The sequence below is a fragment of the Helicobacter valdiviensis genome (assembly GCF_003245365.1).
Taxonomy (GTDB): Bacteria; Campylobacterota; Campylobacteria; order Campylobacterales; family Helicobacteraceae; genus Helicobacter_D; species Helicobacter_D valdiviensis.
This window is the reverse complement of the sequence record NZ_NBIU01000016.1, coordinates 18,874-42,704: the sequence shown is the minus strand read 5'-3', so window position 1 is coordinate 42,704 and position 23,831 is coordinate 18,874. Positions and strand designations below refer to the sequence as shown.

The 23,831-nt window shown below is 31.0% G+C and carries 20 protein-coding genes; 16 read left to right on the top strand and 4 right to left on the bottom strand.

What is annotated here, in order from left to right; genetic code table 11:
* Positions 1-428 precede the first annotated feature (428 nt).
* From B6S12_RS06375 to B6S12_RS06325, 12 genes are all read left to right on the top strand, one after another.
* Positions 429-806 (top strand): hypothetical protein, encoded by a 378-nt coding sequence (locus tag B6S12_RS06375; RefSeq protein ID WP_146239348.1) that lies wholly within the window; start codon positions 429-431, stop codon positions 804-806.
* 71 nt (positions 807-877) lie between these two features.
* The gene (locus tag B6S12_RS06370) at positions 878-1,291 is read left to right on the top strand and encodes an immunity 70 family protein (RefSeq protein ID WP_111229969.1); all 414 of its coding nucleotides are present in this window, start codon (positions 878-880) and stop codon (positions 1,289-1,291) included.
* A 146-nt stretch (positions 1,292-1,437) separates the two neighbouring features.
* On the top strand, positions 1,438-1,572 hold the full coding sequence (locus B6S12_RS11675) for a hypothetical protein (RefSeq protein WP_281267885.1): 135 nt from the start codon (positions 1,438-1,440) through the stop codon (positions 1,570-1,572).
* A 143-nt stretch (positions 1,573-1,715) separates the two neighbouring features.
* A complete protein-coding gene (locus B6S12_RS06365) occupies positions 1,716-2,102 on the top strand; it encodes a hypothetical protein (RefSeq protein WP_111229968.1) in 387 nt (128 codons plus the stop codon).
* A gap of 14 nt (positions 2,103-2,116) precedes the next feature.
* Positions 2,117-2,668, top strand: a complete 552-nt coding sequence (locus B6S12_RS06360) for a hypothetical protein (protein ID WP_111229967.1) — start codon at positions 2,117-2,119, stop codon at positions 2,666-2,668.
* A 460-nt stretch (positions 2,669-3,128) separates the two neighbouring features.
* Positions 3,129-3,875, top strand: a complete 747-nt coding sequence (locus B6S12_RS06355; protein ID WP_111229966.1) for an ankyrin repeat domain-containing protein — start codon at positions 3,129-3,131, stop codon at positions 3,873-3,875.
* Positions 3,862-4,482, top strand: coding sequence for a Fic family protein (locus B6S12_RS06350; RefSeq protein ID WP_111229965.1), 621 nt, complete (start codon positions 3,862-3,864; stop codon positions 4,480-4,482). The genes B6S12_RS06355 and B6S12_RS06350 overlap by 14 nt, the downstream gene beginning before the upstream one ends.
* 117 nt (positions 4,483-4,599) lie before the next feature.
* Positions 4,600-5,574: a 3-oxoacyl-[acyl-carrier-protein] synthase III C-terminal domain-containing protein gene (locus B6S12_RS06345; RefSeq protein ID WP_111229964.1), complete on the top strand. Its 975-nt coding sequence runs from the start codon at positions 4,600-4,602 to the stop codon at positions 5,572-5,574.
* The gene (locus B6S12_RS06340) at positions 5,571-6,521 is read left to right on the top strand and encodes an NAD-dependent epimerase/dehydratase family protein (protein WP_111229963.1); all 951 of its coding nucleotides are present in this window, start codon (positions 5,571-5,573) and stop codon (positions 6,519-6,521) included. Before B6S12_RS06345 ends, B6S12_RS06340 begins: the two co-directional genes overlap by 4 nt.
* A complete protein-coding gene (locus B6S12_RS06335; RefSeq protein WP_087725890.1) occupies positions 6,505-7,344 on the top strand; it encodes an MBL fold metallo-hydrolase in 840 nt (279 codons plus the stop codon). The genes B6S12_RS06340 and B6S12_RS06335 overlap by 17 nt, the downstream gene beginning before the upstream one ends.
* A complete protein-coding gene (locus B6S12_RS06330; protein WP_111229962.1) occupies positions 7,337-8,590 on the top strand; it encodes a F390 synthetase-related protein in 1,254 nt (417 codons plus the stop codon). The genes B6S12_RS06335 and B6S12_RS06330 overlap by 8 nt, the downstream gene beginning before the upstream one ends.
* The gene (locus B6S12_RS06325) at positions 8,591-10,828 is read left to right on the top strand and encodes an ATP-grasp domain-containing protein (RefSeq protein ID WP_111229961.1); all 2,238 of its coding nucleotides are present in this window, start codon (positions 8,591-8,593) and stop codon (positions 10,826-10,828) included.
* Between the two features lie 37 nt (positions 10,829-10,865).
* Here B6S12_RS06325 and B6S12_RS06320 read toward each other — a convergent pair whose 3' ends face one another.
* Genes B6S12_RS06320 through B6S12_RS06310 form a run of 3 tightly spaced genes read right to left on the bottom strand, consistent with a single transcriptional unit; the run spans position 10,866 to position 15,334 of the window.
* Positions 10,866-12,107, bottom strand: a complete 1,242-nt coding sequence (locus B6S12_RS06320; protein ID WP_111229960.1) for a VWA-like domain-containing protein — start codon at positions 12,105-12,107, stop codon at positions 10,866-10,868.
* 14 nt (positions 12,108-12,121) lie between these two features.
* On the bottom strand, positions 12,122-13,192 hold the full coding sequence (locus tag B6S12_RS06315) for an AAA family ATPase (protein ID WP_111229959.1): 1,071 nt from the start codon (positions 13,190-13,192) through the stop codon (positions 12,122-12,124).
* A gap of 9 nt (positions 13,193-13,201) precedes the next feature.
* On the bottom strand, positions 13,202-15,334 hold the full coding sequence (locus B6S12_RS06310; protein WP_111229958.1) for a leucine-rich repeat domain-containing protein: 2,133 nt from the start codon (positions 15,332-15,334) through the stop codon (positions 13,202-13,204).
* Positions 15,335-15,440: 106 nt separating this feature from the next.
* Here B6S12_RS06310 and B6S12_RS06305 point away from each other — a divergent pair, with 106 nt between their 5' ends.
* Together B6S12_RS06305 and B6S12_RS06300 are read left to right on the top strand one after the other, a co-directional pair.
* Entirely contained in the window at positions 15,441-17,123 is a 1,683-nt protein-coding gene (locus B6S12_RS06305; RefSeq protein WP_111229957.1) for a hypothetical protein, read from the top strand.
* 20 nt (positions 17,124-17,143) lie between these two features.
* Positions 17,144-19,663, top strand: coding sequence for a BspA family leucine-rich repeat surface protein (locus tag B6S12_RS06300; protein WP_111229956.1), 2,520 nt, complete (start codon positions 17,144-17,146; stop codon positions 19,661-19,663).
* A 115-nt stretch (positions 19,664-19,778) separates the two neighbouring features.
* Here the strand turns inward: B6S12_RS06300 and B6S12_RS06295 are convergent, their stop codons facing one another.
* The gene (locus B6S12_RS06295; RefSeq protein ID WP_111229955.1) at positions 19,779-20,450 is read right to left on the bottom strand and encodes a hypothetical protein; all 672 of its coding nucleotides are present in this window, start codon (positions 20,448-20,450) and stop codon (positions 19,779-19,781) included.
* A gap of 62 nt (positions 20,451-20,512) precedes the next feature.
* Between B6S12_RS06295 and B6S12_RS06290 the strand changes: the two genes are divergently transcribed.
* Both B6S12_RS06290 and B6S12_RS06285 read left to right on the top strand, forming a co-directional pair.
* A complete protein-coding gene (locus B6S12_RS06290; RefSeq protein WP_111229954.1) occupies positions 20,513-21,205 on the top strand; it encodes a hypothetical protein in 693 nt (230 codons plus the stop codon).
* Between the two features lie 355 nt (positions 21,206-21,560).
* Positions 21,561-23,801, top strand: a complete 2,241-nt coding sequence (locus tag B6S12_RS06285) for a BspA family leucine-rich repeat surface protein (protein ID WP_111229953.1) — start codon at positions 21,561-21,563, stop codon at positions 23,799-23,801.
* Positions 23,802-23,831: the final 30 nt, after the last annotated feature.

Genomic DNA, 23,831 nt, shown 5'->3' with positions numbered 1-23,831 from the left:
GAGTAAAAAGGAGAAAAGGAAAGGGGGACATAGAAAGATAGAAAGATAGAAAGATAGAAAGATAGAAAGATAGAAAGGGAGAAAGGGAGAAAGGGAGAAAGGGAGAAAGGGAGAAAGGATTAGAGGATTAGAGGATTAGAGGATAAACAAAGCAAGATAAATAAAAAAATAAATAAAAAAACAGGGGGGGTTAAAGAGATAAAGAGATAAAGAGATAAAGAGATAAAGAGATAAAGAGATAAAGAGATAAAGAGATTAGATAGATAAAGGAAAAGAAGAGTGAAAAAAGCAAAGATAATGGGAGAAATGAAAAGAAAGAGAAGTTAAGAAAAAGGATAAAGTAAAAAAATAAGAGTGAATTAAGAGGGAAAAGAATAAAGAAGAGATAAATAGAAAAAATTAAAGAGAAAGCAAAAATGCTTTTATATTTGGAAAATGAAAATAAAAACGATAGCAAAATAAAACAAATATCTATATCAAATATACCTAAAAAACCTCATTGGCGAGAATCTGAAGAAGATATATCAAAGTTATACCATGATTATGAAAAACAGAAATCTTTTCTTAATGGCAATGAAGTTCCATACGGAACAAAACATTCTGTTCGTCCAGACTTATACAAAAATGGTTCTAGCATTGAAATTAAAAACTATAATCTTGATAAAACATCCAGTGCAAACAATTTAATTAATATTATTACCAAACAATATCAACAAAGATTGCAACATTTGCCACCAAAAACTGAACAAATCTTCATTATAGACTTTAGAGGACAAAATATTTCTAAAGAAATACAAGAAAAATAAAACAAAAAATTCGCATTAAAAAATTGTGATATACTTATTCAATTTAAAACTAAGTAAATTTAGGAAGATTGATGGTGGGTTTTAGCATAAATGATTTTTGGTATGAAATAGGCAGTGGTGATTTTTTACATGCATTTTTTAGCAATGTGGCTTATCATCTTGAAAAAGGAAACCGGGGAAGTAGATTCCCTATATTAATGAATGAAGTATATCAAGGTAAATTAAATTTTTCAAAAGCTTCTTTAGCGTTAAATGAACTAGAAAATATACAAAAAGAATTTAAAAATTTTACCCCAAAACAAATAATTTGGGATATTGAAAATTTATCGCTTATGCCACCTTGGGGTGATAATATCAGTAGTGATATTACAGACCTATCAAATTATTTTGTAACAAGCAATGGTAATGATTTTATAGAACTCTTTAAAAAGGTCTTACAACTAGCTGACAATGAAAAAGCTAACCTTACCATTAAAAGTTTTTAAAATAATTTATACTTTGGTAAAAATTTCTAAGTAAAAACACCCTAAAACCCTTTCCTTTAAATTTTGATTGCTCTTTAGAAGAAAAGCTTCTTTATGCTAAAGATGAGCAACTAGAAAACATACTTAAAAAACCCACAAGGCTTTTCATGGCTAAAAAAAGAACAATCACTATTCCTAGAATAAAAGATATTAATGCAACTCCTGATGCGTCTTGTATGCATCCTATCTTAGAAGATAATACTTTAATATGCTTGCTTGGAGGTAAAGAGCCATGGAAATAAAAAATACTTTAAATAAGGGATATAATAGTGTTTCTATAAAGACAAAAGATAAACTCACCAGATATGATTTAGATGGTAAACCACATTGTAAGAAGACATCAAAGATTTAGATATTGTAGAAAATTATTTAAAAAGGCAAAATAATGAAATTTGAGAATTTAAAGCATGGAAGCTTATTTAAAAGAGAATTTTATCTTAAGGATGTAAAAATAGATTTAAAAAATGACTTTTTTGTTTATTCTATCGCAATGAATGAAAAAACTTTAGAAATATTTTTTAAATCAGAAAAAAAAGATATACAAGATTTGCAAATTATTTTTTATGATTATAAGTTACTACATTCAAAATCATATTGTAAAAATTTTAATCAATTAGAAGCTAATTTTATCGATTTGATAAGAAATAATTGGGATGATATAATAGGCTATATTGAAAAAGAAGAAGAGATGTTGATAAGCATATATTTTGATAATGATTTAGAATATATTACTTTAACTTGTAAGTATTTTAATATAGATTTTATAGACTAAACAAAGGAAAAACAATGACAAGAGAACAAGCAGAATTAATTATAAAAGAAGAAAAGTTGTTTTATGTAACTTGGCGTGATTATGATTATACAGCAGGAGAATATCATTTTACAATTTGGTTTAATCCTAACAATAATAAATACGAAGCTGTTTATATTGGAGAAAGGGGAGGTGTTGAACTTGACTATTCTTTTGATAGTGAAAAAGAAGCCATTGATAAAATGTTGCAAATGAATTATATGCGAAAAAAATACGATGGAAAAGACATCAAAGAATATCTAACAAAAGAAGTAGCACTAAGAATCATCAAAGAAGAAAATCTAGAAGTGATTTGGTATGATGAAGCACTTAAACCAATGCGAGCAGGTATTAAACACGATAAACAAAGAGATAAATATATTTCTTTTATTACTAATGCTAAAGCAGAGATTATAGAATGGAAAAGTATTGAGTTTGATGGGGATGAAGAATTTGAAGGAAAAATATATAATGATGAAGATATAGCCCTTTATGCTCTTATCAATCGTGCCAGAATGATTAAACAAAATAGAATTAGCTTTGTATAAATGTTTCATAATTAAAGGAAACAATAAATGTTTCTATCAAAGCCAAAGTATCACAATTATAATTTAAATACATTTAAAAAAGTAATAAAGAGTGCATAAAACAAGCAAAAATATGCAAAGACTTAAAATTACTTGCGATATAAGCTAGTAAAAAACACAATAATTTCTTATTATTTTAATAAAGAAGAACTCAAGTTAGGATTTACAAAATTTTTAGATTATTGAAAATCTCTTAATAAAAATATTATCATCCTAAATAAACACTAAAAATCTTCAATAAATACCTAAAAACTAAATAATAAAACACTAAAAGTGCCATAAATATAAATTATTGATTATATTTTAATATTAATATTTTTGGTTATCTTTATTTTTTTCAATACAACTTTATAGTAAAATAAAGTGTTTTTTAAAAACAAATTTATATTTAACACTTTAAATAAATAGGGAGAGAATTACTATGGACAAAAAAGACTTTAGCTATTATTTAAACGCAATGGAAAATGGCAACATTGGAGAGCTTCAAATCTTTTTAGCTGTTGATGATGAAGAATTTATAAATATGCAAGATGAAGAGGGTAATACACTGCTTCACCACGCGGCAAGATTAGGCAGTGATGGAGGTGTGGCAATGCTCATTAATTGCAATCCTTTTATCCGTAACAATGATGGTGAAACTGCCTTTAGTATAGCCCATGATAACGATAATGCTTATATAGCTACAATGATTGATCGTATTAAAGAGAGATGGCAAGAAGAGCATGGCGAATATGAAGAAGATGAAAGCGAAATGGATATTCCATTTTATTTAACTGATAGTAAAGAATCTATTTTAGAACAATTTGAAGAAAACATTGATGATGAGAGCCTTTTGGATACTTGTTATGGTGATGGAATGGTAATATTACAATCTGTTTTAAATGCTTGGAATCTTAGCTTTATTGATGGGGAAATGCCTCCTGTAGTTGAAATCCTTATTGATAAAGCCGATGGAGATGTAGAGACGCTAATAGAAGGCTTTGATAATCATATGGAGCAGTGGGAAAATGAGATTTGGGACGAGCCAGGAGTCTATACTAGCACAAATGAGGATGGCGAAGAGGACTATCGCTATGAAACCGATCCTGATGAGTGGATACGAGAAATAATGCCCCTTGATCAATGGGAGGAGTTAAAAGAGCAAATGCGTGCTTATGCAAACAAATAAGCATTTTTATGATTTTATAGCCCAAAATAAGCTTGGATTATCTGGCAAAAATTTAGAAATTAAAATGCGAGAGCTAACCAAGCTTAGAGCCAAAGAGCTAAAAAGCGATATTGGCTTTTGGGATTTTAAAAAGTTTAATTATAGCAACTACAAAGAGATACATTTTTATCTCTTTCAAGATATTTTTGAGTGGGCTGGCAAGGATAGGTATGATTTAGGATTGTCTGGTAATTTTAGCAAATTTATCATTCAATTTTGCCGAGGTGATAAGATTTCAAGTCTTGCAGAATCTATATTCACAAAAGAGCTAAAATCCATAAACGACTTTTGCCTATCTAGCTCTTCTCCAATTGATATTAAAACATCTGCAAAACTTCTAGCAAATCTTTGGAATAAACTTAATTTTTTACATCCATTTCGCGAGGGTAATGGTAGAGTTTCAAGAATATTTTTAGAAATGTTTGCTAAATCTTTAAAATTTTATTTTGATATAGACAATATAGAAAGAAGAAAACAAGTTATTGCATTAAATAGAGCTTTGAGAAACAACCCACAAAGCCTTGAAGAATTAGTCTTTATAAATATCTGCTATGCTACTAAAAGCTAGAAAAGCCCACCTACCCTCTTTAATCGTAAAATCTTAAAGCAACAACCTATATACATATTGACTTTCAAATTTTTATAAAAAAATATATAATTGCAAAAACTCTAAGGGACTTTCATAATGATTAAAGCCAATATCTCTGGAATTGGAACTGCATTAGGAGAAAATATTACAAATGCTAAAATAGAAAAAGATTTCAATCTTAAATCAGGAATTATAGAAAAAACAACCAAACTTCAAACAAGATATTTTTTCAAACAAGATGAGGATTTAGAACCCCATATACTCAAAGCTATAAACCAAGCTTTGCAAGTTGCCAAACTAAACCTTAATGATATTTCATGCATTATTTGTGCCAGTGCTATTAACCGAGTAGCAATCCCTTACAATGCAGCCTATATCCATAAAATTTTAAACGCAAATCCTATTATACAAACTTTTGATATTAATATGACTTGTCTTTCTATGTTGCGTGCTTTTGATATAGGTGCTAGACTTTTAGATATACATAAACATATTTTACTTGTAAGCATAGACATAGCTTCTTTAGGACTTGATTGGGAAAAAGTCCATACCGCTGGAATTTTCGGAGATGGCATTAGTGCAATGATTATCTCACAAAGTGAAACTGGAGGAATAGTTTTTTCAGATTTTCAAACACACTCTTGTGGTTATGATTTGTGCCAAATTAAAGCAGGTGGTTATCTTTATCCGCCTCAACACACAAAAGACTATCAAAAACTTGGGTTTTTTGAGATGAAAGGCAAAGAACTTTTTAAACTTACTATGCAAGTATTGCCAAAATTTATCACCCAAAGTCTAAAAAAAGCAAAAATAAATATCAATGAAATTTCCTATATTATCCCACATCAAGCAAGTTTTTCCTCTCTAGCTCATGCGACAAAAATGCTAAAAATCAATCCTGAAAAAATTATTAATATCTTTCAGAATCATGGTAACCAAATTGCCTCCTCTATTCCTTTTGCACTTAAAGAACTTTTTAATAAAAATGTTTTAAAAAGTAAGGATAAAATTATGCTAATTGGCACTTCTGCGGGTCTAGGACTTGGCTTAATTATATGGGAAAAGCCATGAAAATTATCATTACAGGTGCAACAGGGGGGCTTGGAAGAAGTCTTTTGGATTATTTAAAAGATAAAAATAATATCCAAACTATAAATTTAGGAAGAAATAAAGATATTGGTAAAAATATCCATTCTTTTAGATTTTGCGAATTAAGTGATGAAAAAAGTGTTATGGAGAGTTTTGAGAGTGCAGATTGCGTGGTGCATTGTGCTGCTTTAAGTTCTCCTTGGGGGGCATATAATGATTTTTATATCCACAATGTAAAAGCCACGCAAAATATTATCAAAGCTTGTAAATATTATAAAATCCCAAAGATTATTTTTATTTCAAGCTCTAGCGTGTATTTTGATTTTTGCGATCGTTTTAATATTAAAGAAGATTTTATCCCAAAAAATTTTGTTAATTTTTATGCAAAAACCAAATTTCTAGCCGAACTTGAATGCTTAAACTCTTCTTTAAAGTGCATTATCTTGCGTCCTAGGGGAATATTTGGAGAATATGATAGTGTGCTTATTCCAAGGATTGCTCGTATTGCAAAAAAAGGTTTTTTACCACTAATAAAAAACAAAGAGATATTATGTGATGTGACTTATTCTCAAAATGTCGCACACGCTATATTTTTAGCTCTAAATGCTAATCTTAAAGAAAACAATATTTTTAATATTACCAATAATGAACCCTTAAATATAAAACAAATTTATGAAAAAATAGGGCTGATTTTAAATTTAGATATCAAATTTAAAGCATTTTCTCTAAATACTTTAAGATTCTTTGCAACCTTAAGTGAGCTTAGTGCCAAGCTAAAATTATGCAAAGAGCCACTTCTTACTCATTACGCTTTAGGGCTTATAAGCTATTCTCAAACGCTAGACACAAACAAAGCAAAAGAGATTTTAGGTTATAAGCCTATTTACTCTATTGATGAAGGGTTAAAACGCTATGTCTTTAATTCTTGATATGAAAGTCTTTATAGCAGGGAGTTGTAAAAATCTTGAATGTTTAGCCTTTAAGGGCGGTGCGTTTAAAAAAGTAGATTTTCCTGCACTTTGTGTATTTTTTAAAGTTTTGCATAACAATCAAGAAATCAATATTTTATTTGATAGTGGCTATAGCGAACATTTTTTTAAAGCCACTACAAATTTTCCTGAAAAGCTTTATGCTTTAAGCACACCTGTTAGTCTTAACTCTACGCTAAAATCACAATTAAAATTACACAATATCACAAAAATTGATTTTATTTTTATTTCACATTTTCATGCCGATCATATAGGAGGTTTAAAAGACTTTGAAAAAGTATCTTTTATTGCTTCTAAAGAAGCTTATGAAAGTTTTATCCATAAAAATAAATGGAGCAATTTAAGACAAGGGGTTTTGCCAAATCTCTTACCAAAAGATTTTAAAGAAAGACTAATAGATATTAAAACTTTACAAAAAAGTGCATTCAATAAGGATTTCCAAGAAGCTTATTTATGGTTAGATTGCTTTTTTATTGTTCCACTTTTTGGGCATGCTTTAGGGCAATATGGATTATTTTTTACTTATAAAAATCAAGAAATTTTTCTCATAGCCGATTCTATTTGGGATTATAAAAGCTTAATGGATAATGCCCTACCTTCAAAACTTACACATTTTTTGCTTTCTGATACGCAAGAATTTTACCACACCATAAAATGCTTACAAAATATGCAACACTCTAACCCTAAAGTGCTTTTTGTGCCAAGCCATTGTAAAACAAGTATAGAAAAATTACAAAATTTTTTGAAGGCGCAAAATGTTTAAACTATTTTATACCTTAAAAAGTTTTTTGGAAACTAAAAATTTTTATGATAAAAATACACTAGAAAAATACCAAAAAAAGCAAATTTTAAAAATGCTAAAGAAGCTAAAAAGCGACTTTTATCCAAAATCTTTAAAATTAGAGGATTTTCCCATTATCAATAAAAGCATTTTTATGCAAAATTTTAGCCAAACAAATTGTTTTCATATCTCACAAGATGAGGCTTTTACTCTTGCATTAAATGCTGAAAATACAAGGAATTTTAGCACAAAGCTAAAAGCAAATTTAAGTGTAGGTTTAAGTTCTGGCACAAGTGGCAACAGAGGAATTTTTCTTTTAAGTGATAAAGAAATTGCACTTTGGAGCGGTTATATTCTAAAAAGAATGCTACCAAAACCCTATTATAAAAAAAGGAAGATTGCCTTTTTTCTACGCTCTAATAATAATCTTTATGAAGGGACGAAAAGCTCCTTGATTGATTTTTGCTATTTTGATTTAAGTAAGCCGCTTTATTTACTTTTGCAAAAATTACAAGAATTTAAAGCAGATATACTTATAGCTCCTGCTTCTGTGCTTGAATACATAGCAGACAATATCAAGCTAGAAAAAAATCCTGAAAAAATTATTTCCGTTGCAGAGACGCTAGAGTTAGAAGTGAAAGAAAAATTACAAAAATACTTCAAACAACCTATTCATCAAATCTATCAATGCACTGAAGGATTTTTAGCTCACACTTGCGAATATGGAAATTTACATTTAAATGAGGATTTGGTTTTTATTGAAAAAGAATGGATAGGTAAAAATCGCTTTGTTCCTATTATTACAGATTTTAAAAGACAAACCCAAAACATCATCCGTTATAGACTCGATGATATTTTGGTATTGAGTGAAAAATCCTGCCCTTGTAAAAGTGCTTTCACACATCTTAGCTTTATTGAAGGGCGTGCCGATGAAATTTTACACCTACTAGATAAAGATAATAAGAATTTCTTGCTTTTTCCTGATTTTTTAAGGCGTTGCATTTTAAGTGTTGATATTAGAATAAAAAATTATACCGTTATCTATCATAAAAAAAGTATGATTTTAGAAGTTTTTTTAGAACCTTTAGAGTTTCAAAAAAAAGTGCAAGAAGAATTAAATTTAATGTGTGAAAATTTCAATCTAAAACCTTTTAATTTAAAATTCTCTCCTTACAAAAGGGAAGATTTCACACAAAAAAGAAAAAGAATTTTAATCTTAGAGGATTGAATGAAAATATTATTAAGTGGTGCTAGGAGTCCTGTTGTCTTAGAATGGATAGAGATCTTTAAAAACCATGAAATTATTTTACTTGATTTTTCACTCTTTGCCTTGTGTTTTCATTCTCATAAAAATTTAAAAAAACTTATCTTACCATCGCCAAAACTTGATTTTTATCATTTTAAAAATGAAATTTTTAAGCTTTTTTTAGAAATGGATTTTGTGATTGCAAATTGTGAGGAAATATTTTATTTTGCTATGGCAAGGGATGATTTTTTAAGACATTTTCCAAATTCTAAAATACAATTTTTCTTTTGCGAGAGTAAGCTTTTATTTAATTTGCATAATAAATATCAATTTTTTTCTTTTTTACCCCAAACCACTAATATTTGTTTTCCAAAAACCAAAATTATCCAAAATAAATTTGAATTAACCAAAATAAAGAACCTAGATGCTTATATTTTAAAACCTGTTTTCTCGCGGTTTGGAGCAAAAGTAATAAGAGAAATCGGCAAAAAAGATATAGAAAATTTGGAATTAAACTCACTTTATCCCTATGTATTGCAAGAAAAACTAAAAGGTTTAAATTTATGCAATTATGGTATTTTCCATCAAGGAAAACTCTTAGTCCATAGCCTTTATATACCAAAATATCTTATTAATAATTCTGCTGGAAGTTATTTTACACCCATTAAAGATGAAAATTTATTAAAAATTTCTTTTGATTTTATGGTTAAATTTGGAGAAATGCATAATCTTAACGGACAATTTGCTTTTGATTTTATATTGCAAAATAATTGTTTGCATGTATTAGAATGCAATCCTAGAGCTACAAGTGGGCTACATCTTGTCGCAAAAAATATTAAATTTGAAAAAGATTTTCAAACAATAAACACTAAGATTTCTAATCCAAATTATAGAATTGGTATAAGTTTATTTGTATTTTTTAGTCTAAAATCACTCAAAGAAGGGAAATTTTTAAAACTTTTAAAAGATTATCAAAATGCCAAAGACATTTTAGATAAAATTCCTATAAAGGCCAGCTTTATAAGTCTTTTTGGGCTTTTTTATACTGCATTTAAACATAAAATTAAATTAAGTGATGCTAGCACTTTTGATATAGAGTTTAATGGTAGATTGGATGAGAGAAATTTAGATTTTTGCTACACTCAAACTTTTAGTCAAAAATTTATCCAAAGTTTTAGCATACCCAGTGAGACTTGCATCCGAAATCTTTATGTAGATTTTAAAACATATAAGCAAGTTTATAAAAATCACACCATAACCTTTTTGCTTAGCAAAAATACTAAAAATACTCCTAATACTTTTAATGCATCTTTGTATGGGCTTATTATTCAATACGCAAAAGATGAAATTAATAAGCTAAATTCTAAATTTTTGCGTTTTATTTCGTTTATGCTTATTTATTTTTTTACCCCTATTGTGCGTTATATTGATAGGCTCATTTTTATTGATAATTATTTTTTTAGCACAAATTTATTTGAAAATTACTATGAAGATGAAGAATTTTTACATACTTGTTTAGAAAATCTCCTCGCGCAACTAAAAACAAGCAAAGAAGCTATAGCATTTCGCTCAGTAAATGCAATACAAAATCCAAGACTATTTAACTTTTTAAAAAAGCAAGATTTTTATCCTATTATAACAAGACAAATTTATTATATGAATGATTTTTCGCTTTTAGAGCAAAGCAGAGACTATAAAAAAGATAAAAAATTACTAGAGCAAAAAGAATTTTATTTTAAAAAAGCAGATAAAAATAGTGATTTTAACCGTATAAAAGAGCTTTATGATATGCTTTATTTACAAAAATATTCTACACACAATATACAATTTCAAGCTCACTATATCCAAAAAATGTGTGAGAATAATTTAATAGAAATTTATATTTTATATGAAGAAGAAAATATTGTGGGCTTTTTAAGTTTTTTAGAAAATGAAGTTAGCTTAACCATACCGTTTATAGGATATGATTTAAACAATAAAAAACCTTTATATAGAATTTTACAAGCCTTTATTTTAGAAACCGCCAAAAGAAAAAATAAATTTTTAAATAAAAGCAGTGGAGCAAGTTTTTTTAAAACTTCTAGGCGTATGCAACCTTGTTTTGAATACACTTTTGTCTATGCTAAACATTTAAACCCATTTAAACAAATTTGCTTTAAAATTCTAAGTTTTATTTCTATAAAATTTTATGGAAAAATTTTAAAACACTTTAAATTCTAAAAATATTAGAAACAGATATGTTTTAAAATTTTACACTCTATGTAAGATAAGTGCATTTAGAGCCCTTTGGCAAAGGATTTTCTAAAAAATCACTATATTGCTCAGAATTTTCAAGAACAAAAAGTTTTGGGCGCGAATTCTTTGCTTTCACAGGAGGTGCATATCCATCGCTAAAGATAATAAGCCCATCATATTCTTTATGTGCTTCATAATATTGTATCACAGGCTCAAAGTTAGTCCCACCATCCCCTTGCACTTCTACACTTTTTTGTGCCTTTTTTAAAGTTACTATCTCGCCTTGTATTTCTGTATCAAACTGCAAGACATCAAGCCTTTCTATGCCGTATTTAAAAAATCTATTGATGATATAAAAGAATTTTTGCAAAGCTTCATTGCTAATAGAACCGCTCACATCTACTGCAACTAAAAGCTTTGTGCTAAATTCATAAGTGCTACCAAAATATGCAAAGCCATAACGGCGACTTGGCTTATTTCTCACAAGGCGACGCCTATTTGAAAGGATAGAATGCCTAAAGGCTCGTAAATATCGCCGATAATCCATCTTGGCCTTTAAAGAAAGCTCTAATAATCCTATAAAATCGCCAGGAATCGTGCCAAATGACTTTGGATTATCTAAAGCATTTTCTACAATGGATTGTATAAGTTCAGATCTCACCTCATCATCTTGCCAATTTTGCGTGCAAGATTGGGCAATTTCAGAGAGATTTAAATCCATAAGGTTTGCAGATTTAAAATCCATAGATTGTATATCTTGATTTTCATTTGTGCCATCGCTAGGACCTGCAGATCCAAAGCCTTGTAAATCTTGTTTTTCATCTGTATCCTCATCATCGCTAATGCTTTCGCTCTCTTCTTTTGCTAAAATCTCAAAAAGCTTTCTATAATACACTTCAAACGCATAATTTTCTTCTAATCCAAAATCTTCTGGCATAGGCAAATTAAGTTTCAAATCGCAATTATCAGTAATTGTAATGGTGCTTGCAAGATAGAGTGCCACTCTATTAGCATTGATAGGTTGTCTTTGATAGGGGTGGTTTAGCGCTATGCGAAACACTTCTAGCTTTAAAAACTCTTCTAGTGCATTTTGGCTTAGATCTTGGCATAAATCTTTATCATATTCTATTAAGCCTTTACCGCTTCGCATAGGAGCTTCAAGGCTAGAAGCTTTAAGCGTATGCGTGCAATAAATCTCAAACAAAAAGGGCTCATTCAAAAACCACGAATCGATAATTTTTTGAAATTTTTGTTTTAAATCCATTATTTTGCTTTCATTTATAGTGAGCTTACAAAGCCAATGATTTTTTGCTGTAAGCTTAGAGCATAGCTCATAACAAAACTCACTACTTTAGGATAAGTGTGACTAATAAAAAGATTAGTAAAATGTCCTAACACTTCATTTGCCTTTTTTTCTTGTAAATAATCAAAATAAAGTTCAAAATTTTTGGCTATCTCTTGAACCTCGCTATCTTGGTAGTTTTTGTTTTCAATATAGCGAAATAGCGAGTCATTGATTTTTGCAAAATCTGGCGTTTTGTATTTGCTTAGCTTTTTTTGTGCTTTAGCAAAATGCAATAAAATCTCACTTGCACTTATAAGCTTACTATCCTTATAAGTTTCTGTAAATTTCACACCCACTTTTACACCTACAATACCACAAATTGCTTTTTTATAAATATCGCTACTTATATCCTCTACATCTTTAATAATGCTAGAAACTCTCACCCACGCTCTACGATCAGGGAATTTATCAAGCCCAAAATCCTCTATTCCTTCTTGTGTATCCAGTAAATCTGGATTTTCTGTAATAAAAGCAATGATTCTAGAATCAATCTTGGCACTATCAGCCCATAAAAGCCATTCTTCTATGCTTGGAACAAATTCATAAATATTAAAACGACTTGTCAGTGCTGGATCAAGATCGCTTAGCTGATATTCATCACCAAAATTTACCGCACTTATCACACGCGAACCCTTTGGGAGTGATCTACCCGCTAGGCGTTTATTAAGTGTGAGATCCATAACACTTTGCAAAATCTCTGGCCTTGCGCGATTAAGCTCATCTAAAAAAAGCACGATAGGTGTATCATCAAGCGGAAACCAAAAGGGTGGGATAAACTCTGTATGTCCACTTTTTTCATTTTTATGCGGTAAGCCGATAAGATCACCCGGATCACTCATCTGCCCTAAGAATAATATAACAACCTTTAATCCCTCTTTTGTAAAATGCTCTTGGATAATTTGAGATTTGCCAATGCCGTGCTTCCCTACTAGCATGATATTTTGCTCACTTGGCGTGATTTCTAAAATCTTTTTTAACTCGGTTGTATTAATCTTTACTCCCATTGCTATCCTTTATTCTTGTATTTCTATATATTGTGTATTTAAATCTTTGGCCACTTGCTTTGCAACAGAATCTTTTGTGCCATAGATGACTTTCAAAGGACATTCATAAAAAGACTTACTAGCTTTTTTTAGAGGTTCTACACTTGCAGGGATTGTGATACTCTCTAAACCGGCGTATCTAAATACTCCTTCTTCTATCACTTTTAGCTTGTTTGGCAATACCACACTCTTAAGCGATTTGCATCCATAAAACGCCTCTTCACCTATCTGTGTAACGCTATTTGGAATGTTGATTTGCCCTAAATCATCACAGAAGGAAAAAGCATGGTTGCCTATGTAAGCAAGAGTGCTTGGAAGCTCAACTTCTTTAAGCCTGCTACAAAACCTAAAGGCGCTCTTTTCAATCCTTACTACACCCTCACTTATCTTAACAGATACTAAAGAACTGATACTTTTAAATGTCTCTTCTAGTATCACTTCTACACCTTGTGGGATTTGCACTCTAAGATCTTTTAAGTCTGATGATAAAAATGCTTTCTCTAGTTTTGAAAATTTCACATAAGGGATACAATGATTTAGCGCAAAAGCCCTGCTATGGCGTATATCTTTATTCTTTTTAGTGAAATCTTGCAAACTCTCAAAAGTGCTTTCTTTATCTACTATAAGCTTTATAAAGCTTTCAAATTGCTCTTTAAAAGTAGGATTTTTGATTTTTATCGTGGCAAGAAACTTTGTGCGTTCTTGAAACTGCAAAACACAAACGATTTTTTCCTGATCGCATTTTTTAGTTTCTATTTTGCATTCTACCCCATAGTTTTTAGCAATCTCTTGTAAAATACCTTCAAAGCTCACACTCATAATTTCAGCTACTTTTTCTTTTTTAGCCTTTTTAAACATATAGCCTTTTAAATGTGCGCTTATCGCTTCATTCACCCCTTTTGAATAGCAATCTTTCTCGCTAATTTTATAATTTTTATTTTCAAAAGCTACTTTTGGAAGATTTGGATTTTTAAAAATATCTTCTGGGATTGCGGTGATATACTCTGGGAATGTAATGCCCTCATTTGCGTTTGTAATAGCAATAACAGCCTTCCTTTTTTTCTTACTATAAAGTATATTATTTTCATAGCCAAAATATTCGTGATTTTTAGAAATATGAATGTGTTTTAGCTTATATGCTCTTAAAAACGCACCTTCTTCAATCTCTTTTAAACTATCTGGCAAACTTATCTCTTCTAAAGATTCACAATTACGGAAAGCATGCTTTTCTATAACTTCCAATCCCTCATTAAAATTTAGTTTTTTAAGGCTGGAGCATTTATCAAATGCGGTTCTTTCAATCGTTTTTAAGCTTGTTGGGAAATTTATCTCTTTTAAGGATTTACATTTATAAAAGGCATTCCCTCCTATAATTTCTAATCCTTCATTAAAATGCAGTTTTTTAAGACTAGAGCATTCGATAAATGCCTCGTATCCAATTCTCTTTATACACTCTGGAAAACTCATACTCTCTTGCATATTAGCAACAGCAATAACAAATTTGCCTTCCTTATTATAAAGCACATTATTTTCATAGCCAAAATATTTATGGTTTTTAGAAATATGAATGCGTTTGAGAGTATAGACTTTCAAAAACGCACTTGCCCACATCTCTTTTAAACTATCTGGCAAACTTATCTCTTCTAAGGATTCACACCCAAGAAAAGCCTGAGATCCTATGTTTTCTAAACCTTCATTTAATTTTAAACTTTTAAGGCTAGAGCACTCACTAAATGCCAATTCTCCGATCCTCTTTAAACTATTTGGGAAGCTCACCTCTTCTAGGGATTTACAACCCAAAAAAGCACAAGCTTTTATAACCTCCAATCCCTCATTCAATTTTAGTTTTTTAAGACAGCAATCATAAAACGCATATTCTCCGATACTCTTTAAACTATTTGGGAAGCTTATCTCTTCTAAGGATTCACACTTGCGGAAAGCATGCTTTTCTATAACTTCTAATCCCTCATTTAGAATGACTTTGCGTATCTTTGTATTGTATTTAAATGTATCCTTTTCAATGACTTTAATATCCTTTGGGATCACTACCTCTTCTTTAGTATCAAGCCCTAGTGATTTTACTTTTTCTTCTGTTAAATTCATGGTTTTCCTTACTACAAGTTTTCTTTGCAAATTAAAACATAAATTATAACTTTTTTTATATAATGTTGGCCATAATAAGTTAGCAAAATTATACAAGGAGCCAAACTTGGATTTTGAGAAAGAATTAAGCGCACAAAAGAAAATTGATAGCAAGAAAAGAGCAAAGATTTTAGAGCTTTGCGAAGATAGGCAAAACTATAAAATACTCTCCATAGAGCAGTATAAGAAAGAGTTATTAGAAGATTATGAGCGTAAGCTTAAACATAAAAGTCTAAAAGAACAAATAGAGCGTTTATGCAAATATGATTTTTGTGATACGATAGATTTTAAATACATAGCTATGTATAATATTATAAAAGATGGCTATACGCAAAAGAATGTAGAATTTTTAGATGATGTGCTTTATACAGAGAGTATAAAACACTCTTTTGGAAGGGAGGAATTGAAATGGGAGGAGATATTGTGCGCTAATAATTTCGCACTTTTCCCTAAAGTCTATCCTAAAGAATATATGGGAAACTACACGGCTTATTTAAGTAGCTTCTATCTTACACGATCTATGATTTTTTATAATGATTTTACACATAAAAACAAAGCATTAGATGAACTAACGCACAACTTGAATGTAAAATCAAACTCCAAAACTTATAGAGATGAATGTGCCTTATATATTGCTATGATCAATAAAGACTTTGAGGCAATCTCACTAGGGCTTGACTTACTCTGTAAAAATGCAAAGAAAAGCAAAGAATATGGCACAGATATTTTTAAAACAAGTATGGATTTTAAAGCTCTTGCATTATGGAATCTTATGCGTTATGCTTGGGGAGATGAGGCTTATAAGATAGAATTACCAAAAGAAGAGAATTTCCCTCTAGCCTTGCATTTGTATCAAAAGGAGCGAAATTACACACCAGGAAAGCCTTGCATTAGCTTTGAACCACCACTTCATCTTTGCAATCTCTTTTTAGAAATAGATTTGCCAGCCATGATATATGAAGAAGAAAAGAATGGCAGAAAAACATATTATGATTTAGATGAGAGGGCATCAGAAAATCTTGTAATAGAAAAAGTGTATGAGCTTGCTAAGGCTAAAAATATAAAAGTATATGATGAATGCAAAGGAGAGCTTACACTACAAATACAACATGAGCTAGAAGAGGAAGCAAGGGAGAATAATGACTTGCAAAATCCTTTTTATCTTGTCTTTAAAAATTATGTATTGTATTTAATCCAAGCGCTTGAAGACATTGACACACAGGAATTTAGCGATATTTACGCCTTTGGGCTAATTCATAATTACAAATCCCCTTGCTTTACTTTAAAGCTTAGATTTAACACACTCTCTAACGCACAAAAGGTAGCAGAATCCAAACAAATCCCCTTGCAAAAAGCAAAATGGGAATATAAAAACTTCCTAGATAATATGATAGAAACCATAGAGCTATATGAGGCTGATAACACTTTTCAAAAAATAACAGAACCTGATATCAAAGAGATTCAAGCAAAAAAGTTAGAATTTGAAGAGGAATGGGCAGAATGCCGCACAACTGATCTTAAGCATTATTTTAAGCTTGTAACCCAAGCACTTAACTATATCCAAAATAGTGGCTTTATGGAGCAAAAATTTGGCAGACAAATTCCATTTATTATCTATGACAAAGAAGATTTAAACGATAAGCTAGTAAATCTTAACACACAAGCAAATGGCAAGGAGCTTATAAAGGAGTTTTTGGGTTCTAAAGAAAGTGGCTTTGCAAGGGCTTTTTTAAATAAGATTTTTAAATAATTTTAAGTTAAGGAGAAATTATGGCACAAGATTTAGATACACAACTTTTAGACGCGATAGAAGACTTAAGAAAATCACCCACGACAGAATGGGAAGCTAAAAAAGCAGTTGTTTTAGAGCTTTTTAGTAAAGGTGCAAATATCCCACCACATATCATAGAAAATCTAGAATCTTATCTAGGCGATTTAGAGCAAGAGCATTGGGACGATAAAGCAGTTTATGCAGGGAGAAGCATTCATAGCAGTGATGAATACGAGCTTTTTAATATCCTTTCAAAACTCAACAATGCAAAAGATAAGAAAAAATCCTTAAACGCACTTTTTAAAGTGACTAAAAGTAAAGGCGTTACACTTACGCCAAAAAATAAAACCGAACTTAAAAAACTTATCAAAGATAGAAATATTTATTTGGGCGATATTGATGTAAGCAAGATCACAAATTTTAAAGATTTATTTAAAAATAGCAGACGCAGGGATTTTGGCGGGATAGAAACTTGGGATGTAAGTAAAGTCACCACAATGGAATCTTGCTTTGAAGAAGCGGAGTTTTTTAACCATAATATAGAAGCTTGGGATGTCAGCAAAGTGAAAAATATGGAGCGAATGTTTTATGAAGCAGTAAGTTTTAACCAACCACTTAATGCTTGGAATATTGCAAATGTAGAGAGTTTTAGAGAAATGTTTGCACATGCAAAAAGCTTTGATCAAAATTTAGAATCTTGGGGCAAAAAGATTGATTTAGACAATGGCATTGATTGTGAGAAGATGTTTTGGTTTTCAAAAATCCATGAAGATGAAGCTTATCCAAGCTGGTCTTGCGTCTGTGAAAATGGCAAATACATACCAAAACATAAAGCTTTTTTAGAAGAGCTTATAAATAGCGGGATTAGCCCTGCTAAGATTGATACAAGCGAAATTACAGATATGAGTGAGTTGTTTAAATTCGCCTCTTGGGATAACGAACGCTTTAGCGGCATAGAATCTTGGAATGTAAGCAATGTAACAAAAATGTTCCATATGTTTTATGAGTGCAAAAACTTTAACCGCGATATAAGCAACTGGGATGTGAGTAATGTAACAGATATGCGGGGTATGTTTAGATATTGTGAAAACTTCCGCCAAGATTTAAGCAAATGGAATGTAAGTGCTAAAGCATTGCTTAATTGTGAAGAGATTTTTTATCAATGTCCTACAAATATGCTTGAAGTGTGGAATAAAAAGCAACGCGATAGCATTTCACAAAGTGCGAATAACGCCAAATATCTCCCAAAAAGCAATGCCGAACTTAAAGCTTTATGTAAGCAAGAGAATATAAAACTTAGTGATATTGATACAAGCCTTATTACTGATATGTCGCGTTTATTTACCGGAGAGGTTAAGCGAAAAGATTTTAGCGGGATTGAATCATGGGATACTTCAAATGTCGTGGATATGAGCTCTATGTTTGGTTGCTCGCCTTATTTTAACCACAATATAGAATCTTGGAATGTAAGCAAAGTAAAAAATATGGAAGGAATGTTTTATGGTGCTGAAATTTTCAATCAGCCTTTAGATAAATGGGATGTTTCTAGGGTTGAGAATTTTGAAGATATGTTTTATGATTGCAAGAATTTTAATCAAAATCTAGATTCTTGGAAACTTAGCGAGGCTGGGCTTAAAAATGCCATAGAAAATAAAAACAATATCTTTCATAGGACAAAACTAGAAAATAATTTCCCAAAATGGCTTAAAGAAACACAAAAAATCCCAGAAAGCGTGAAAGAAATCTGCGATCTCTTAAAAGAAATGTGTGAGGGTGGCTATAAAAAGGGAAAGGCGTATTTCACAAACTACTATAACTTAGCACTACAAGGACTAAAAGCATTGCTTGAAAAGAAAAAAGTGAGTGATAAAGATTTAGCTAGAATCTATGGAGTGGCTATGGGTGAGAGAGAATTTTATAAAGAAGACACGATAGGAAACTGCCCACTAGAGCTTTTGGAGCTTATAAAAGACAATGCTAAAGATTACAAAATCGCACTAAAAATCGGAGAAAAAGATAAAAAAAGAAAGATGAGCTTTTTAGACAATGCCACAGAGGTGGGACGCGTAGATATTGTAAAGTTTTTATTTGAAGCAGGAGAGTGCATTGAAAGCCTTCATGGTTTAAGGAGCATGTATAGTTTTAGCAATGATAGGAAAATCAGCGATGAAAGTATGGCAGAGATGTTGCGTCTGTATAAAGCATATGGGCTAAAAGAAACGGATATTGATTTGAAGCATAGTGGCTTGTATATCTTAGCACTAGAGCATAAAATCTTTAGCAAAGAAGAGATGGAAAAAGAGCTGAAAGGACCTTTATTAAAGGAGGTTATCAAGTGCTACGAGCCATGGCAGCGTCTTAAATGGCTTACCTATCTTACCTCTACACCTTTAAGTCAAGAAGAAAAAAAGGTTATCACGGACTATATCAAAGAAAATAAAGATAGCCAGATTATACAAGATTATCTTGAAGACTATAAGGCAATTTTAGAAAATATCGGAGAAAAAGGAATCCTTTAAATTCCTTTTTGCGCGAATATAGACAAAATGGTAAAAAGCTAACACAATATCATCAATTAAAAATTTAGAAAGCTTAATCATTTTGTAAAATCTTTTTGATTTACAAAATCTCTTACTACTTCTCCCATGTATAAACAAGCTTATTACACGGGAACTCATACATCAAAATCTTAGTAACTTTATCTCTATCCAAAGAAAGCTCTAATCTAAAAGCTTTTGCTGGAGAGCCCTTTTCTCCTGGCGGGATCGCCTGATTACTTCCTGCTAGATTTTGGACATAATAATACTGATAGCATACTGCTACATTCTCATTTTTAAACTCATACACCTCTTGCCACAATGAATTGCTATCAATCTTTGAATATTTATATAACTTATCATTTTTGTATTCTATCTTGTGAGAATATGTGGGGTAGAAGTTATACCCCTCATCATCCATACAAGGTAGCGCAAAGGTCGCATTATTATGCGCGATAAAATAAAAGCTCACATCACCTACATGGCAAATACGCAAAGGCTTATGATTAGAATCTAGCTCATAAATGCAATAATCTTTCGCCATTGGCTTATTTTTTAGCCTTTTGCCCTTGCGATACCCTTTGCAGATTTTATCTGTGATAAGACTTGGGCTTAAAATCCCTAAACCATCAGCCTTTGTGCTATAGATTTCATGCGTTTTACAAGTTTCTACCTGCTTTTTAATCGCGCTAAAATTATTTTCAAAATACTTTAAAGTCGCCTTATTTTCAGTGATTAGTGCATCAAATTCTTGATAATAATTTTGCATGTATAAACCTTTATGTTTTACAATTAGTCTAATTATATAATAATTCTTAAGGACTATTATCCATGCAAACTTATCTAGATTCTGCAATCAAAGGTTTTGGTAAAAATATAGCCAAATTTGCCCCAGATTTTTATCTACAAACAAAAGAATATGCGACTTTTGGGACAATGGAGGGGTTATTTTTTAGTTTTGAGCATTATTTAGATTGTGAAGATTCTGTTATTTCTTTTGATATTTCTTTTCGCGTAAAATCCCTTAAAGGCGATGAGATTTTGTGCAAAGCCATAGGTTTAGATTTTCCAGACTTAGAATTTAGGGCATTAAATAAAGAATTTTCTTTGCGATCTTTTCCATTTTCTTTTAAAAGTATGGAATTTGAAAGCCTGCAAGAATTGCAAGAATTTGATTTAACTAATATGTCAAAACAATCCTGCAAAGACATTCTAAAAGCCTATGAAAGGAGTATGCAAGATCTTTTCACTGCCTTTAAGGTTGATACAAATAACGAGATTAAGGGGCTTTATGACTTTATCTACAAATATGAAGAAAATGCAGATGTAGTATGGTATAACAAGCATTTAATGCAAGTTTTACTTTTAATCGAGCTTGGGGATAAAAAGGAAGCACTAAGACTTTTAGAACAAGATAATAGGGACTTAGAAAATGAGCGAGAAATATTCGTAAAATATGAAGAAGATGAAGCAATGGAGATTTTTGAAATCTTAAAATATGCCCTGCATAATGATGTAGTGTAGGCATCTTAAAACTTGAAACCAAAAGGAATATTGCTTGCAAATAGAGATAAACTCCGCACCACAGAGCCTAAGAAAAATAAAATAAGGGAAAGACTAGAAGTTTTGCTAATACTTCAATAATGACATAAATTTTTATTTTTACAATATGATAGTTTTCTAAATTCTATAAAATGCACCCTTAAACTTATTCACCAAGCAATAGTAAATCTAACTTGAACTATATACGCAAAATTATATTATCACTAGTCATACAGTTAGAAAAAACATTCTCACAGTTTATTGTGTCATTTTTATTTTTGATATAATTATGCACCATCTTTAATAAAAAAGTAAGAAATATATTTTAAGGATAGCTATGCAAAATATTGCTGATATAAAAAATCTAGAGAGTTTTCAGGCATTCTTACAAACAAATCCTAGCAAAGAGGACTTAAAAACGCTAAAAGGTCATATGGATGCTTACATTAATGAGAAATACGAAAAGATTGATCCAGAAGAATATGAGCTAGAGTATGAAGTTGACACTGGCATTCCTTATGCTGAAGCTAGTAGCAATGAGTTTGATCAATGGCTCATTCACAAGGCAATTTTAGGCGATGAGCTAAGCACAATTTATACAACCATTCAATCGCTTTTAAAGGCAAGAGACTTCAGCAAAGCCTTGTCGCAAGAAAATAAGACAAATTCATCACAAACACCACAAGAGCTTAAAAATGCTGTGCAAAATTTTGAAGTCTTAAAGGCTTTGGCACTTTTGCAAAGTGGCACGATAAAAAATATTGGCAAAGATATTTTGACAACCTATTATAATGCCATAGATACGCTAGTTGATAAGGTTGTGGTAGATTCTAAGGGCGGCAAGAGTAGCGGGGAAGGTATCCATACAGAATTTAGCGAGTTTATTGATGTGGATTATAACGCCGATGGGTTTAAAGACTATAGCAAAGAGGTGAGAAAAGAGCTTAAAAAGAGTAGCCTTGATGAGCTAAGAAAGATTTTAGAATCTATCATAAAAGGCAAAAGTATAGAATCCGCCCTGCAAGAATCTGCCTTTTATGATAAAAAAGGAAAATTCAAACCAAAATATCCAAACCTTTGCTATATTCCCTTTAGTCTTTTTGAGCTAAAAATATTAGTGGAGTTAGATTCTATCTCTCTAGGGCAGATTGATCTAAGCTTTATAAAAAGCCTAAGTTCTCTTTTTGCTAACTATTCTATGGGTGGCCTCATTCATTTTCGCACCAATAGAAAGGATTTTAGCGGGATAGAATCTTGGGATACAAGCAAGATTAAAGAAATGAACAATCTTTTTGCGGGGCTTAAAGATTTTAATGCAAATTTGAGCAAGTGGAAAGTTACAAGCGTAAAAGATTTTGAATCCATGTTTAGCGGCTGTGAATCTTTTAATGGCGATCTTTCTAAATGGAAGCCAAAGAAGGCTGAAAATATCAATTCTATGTTTGAGGGTTGCAAGTCTTTTAGTAGCGATCTTAATGCTTGGGATTTGCCAAGTGAGCTTATAGAGCAATCAAAATGTATCTTTATAGACTGCCCTTTGCAAAACAATCCGCCATTGTGGTATAAAGCGGTATTTGATATGGACAATCCAAGCTATGAGCTATTATGCAAGCTTGTTCAAGCACGCGATTACAAACAAGCTAAGATTATTTTAGAAAAAATAGCGCCCTTGCAAAATGAGCAATATGAGAATATCTCAAAGCTTTGCTTTTATGTGCCAAGTGGCACCGTGAGCAATGCAATGCCTGATGAAGAGTTTTTTAGCGCTTTTGTAGAAAGTGCAAAATCGCAAGGCTTTCATGTCCCTATCAGCAATAAAGTTATGCAAACTTGCTTGCGTTTTAATCGGCTAGAATATGCAAAATTCCTCACCACACTAGGTTACAAAGTAACTATTGATGAGCAAAATAACTTTGGCGTAAGCGTCGCACTTGGTTCAGAATTGAGCGAAGAAATTAAAGAGATTTTAGAATTTACGCTTGATCATCTTGATAATACAATTAATATCGCATTTTTTAGCTATCTTAATCTTGAAGATCCATATATTCGTGGTAGATTTAATGATTTCAATGAAGAATCGCTTGATTTTTTCTTTCAAGGGCTCTTAAAGCGTTATCCAAAAGAAATGACTGATAAGAAGCTATTAAGCCTTTTTGTCAATCTTGATTTGATTTACTTGCTGTTTAAGCATGGGGTGGAAGTGGATTTAAAAGATGTGCCCTATAATCCTAAAATCATTGGCAAGCATTATTTAAGCCCATATGGCTATCGTTATGAGCCAAAAGGGAAATTATCAAGATTTTTGCAGCTTTTAGGGCATAATTTATCAGTACGTGCTGATACTATTGTGGAATATGCTGCGGTTAAAGCTCCTGCACTGCTTATTTTTCTATCGCTATTTAAGGATAAATTAAATCTTAACGATGAAGAATTTCCAATGCAAGATATTTTGAAAGAATTTGCAAGTCATAATGTCGATGTAGAAAAGCTTGGGACTTATGAAAATAAAAATTTTTATGAGATTCTAGAAAAAAGCCCATGTAAAGAAGAAGTTTTAGCACTTTTTAAGAAGAAATAGGACTTGAGTGATGCAGGTTTTAGGACATGT

Coding starts and splice junctions, on each gene's coding strand:
- B6S12_RS06370 (WP_111229969.1), top strand. CDS start 878: ATGGTGGGTTTTAGCATAAATGATTTTTGGTATGAAATAGGCAGTGGT.
- B6S12_RS11675 (WP_281267885.1), top strand. CDS start 1,438: ATGGCTAAAAAAAGAACAATCACTATTCCTAGAATAAAAGATATTAAT.
- B6S12_RS06365 (WP_111229968.1), top strand. CDS start 1,716: ATGAAATTTGAGAATTTAAAGCATGGAAGCTTATTTAAAAGAGAATTT.
- B6S12_RS06360 (WP_111229967.1), top strand. CDS start 2,117: ATGACAAGAGAACAAGCAGAATTAATTATAAAAGAAGAAAAGTTGTTT.
- B6S12_RS06355 (WP_111229966.1), top strand. CDS start 3,129: ATGGACAAAAAAGACTTTAGCTATTATTTAAACGCAATGGAAAATGGC.
- B6S12_RS06350 (WP_111229965.1), top strand. CDS start 3,862: ATGCAAACAAATAAGCATTTTTATGATTTTATAGCCCAAAATAAGCTT.
- B6S12_RS06345 (WP_111229964.1), top strand. CDS start 4,600: ATGATTAAAGCCAATATCTCTGGAATTGGAACTGCATTAGGAGAAAAT.
- B6S12_RS06340 (WP_111229963.1), top strand. CDS start 5,571: ATGAAAATTATCATTACAGGTGCAACAGGGGGGCTTGGAAGAAGTCTT.
- B6S12_RS06335 (WP_087725890.1), top strand. CDS start 6,505: ATGTCTTTAATTCTTGATATGAAAGTCTTTATAGCAGGGAGTTGTAAA.
- B6S12_RS06330 (WP_111229962.1), top strand. CDS start 7,337: ATGTTTAAACTATTTTATACCTTAAAAAGTTTTTTGGAAACTAAAAAT.
- B6S12_RS06325 (WP_111229961.1), top strand. CDS start 8,591: ATGAAAATATTATTAAGTGGTGCTAGGAGTCCTGTTGTCTTAGAATGG.
- B6S12_RS06320 (WP_111229960.1), bottom strand. CDS start 12,107: ATGGATTTAAAACAAAAATTTCAAAAAATTATCGATTCGTGGTTTTTG.
- B6S12_RS06315 (WP_111229959.1), bottom strand. CDS start 13,192: ATGGGAGTAAAGATTAATACAACCGAGTTAAAAAAGATTTTAGAAATC.
- B6S12_RS06310 (WP_111229958.1), bottom strand. CDS start 15,334: ATGAATTTAACAGAAGAAAAAGTAAAATCACTAGGGCTTGATACTAAA.
- B6S12_RS06300 (WP_111229956.1), top strand. CDS start 17,144: ATGGCACAAGATTTAGATACACAACTTTTAGACGCGATAGAAGACTTA.
- B6S12_RS06295 (WP_111229955.1), bottom strand. CDS start 20,450: ATGCAAAATTATTATCAAGAATTTGATGCACTAATCACTGAAAATAAG.
- B6S12_RS06290 (WP_111229954.1), top strand. CDS start 20,513: ATGCAAACTTATCTAGATTCTGCAATCAAAGGTTTTGGTAAAAATATA.
- B6S12_RS06285 (WP_111229953.1), top strand. CDS start 21,561: ATGCAAAATATTGCTGATATAAAAAATCTAGAGAGTTTTCAGGCATTC.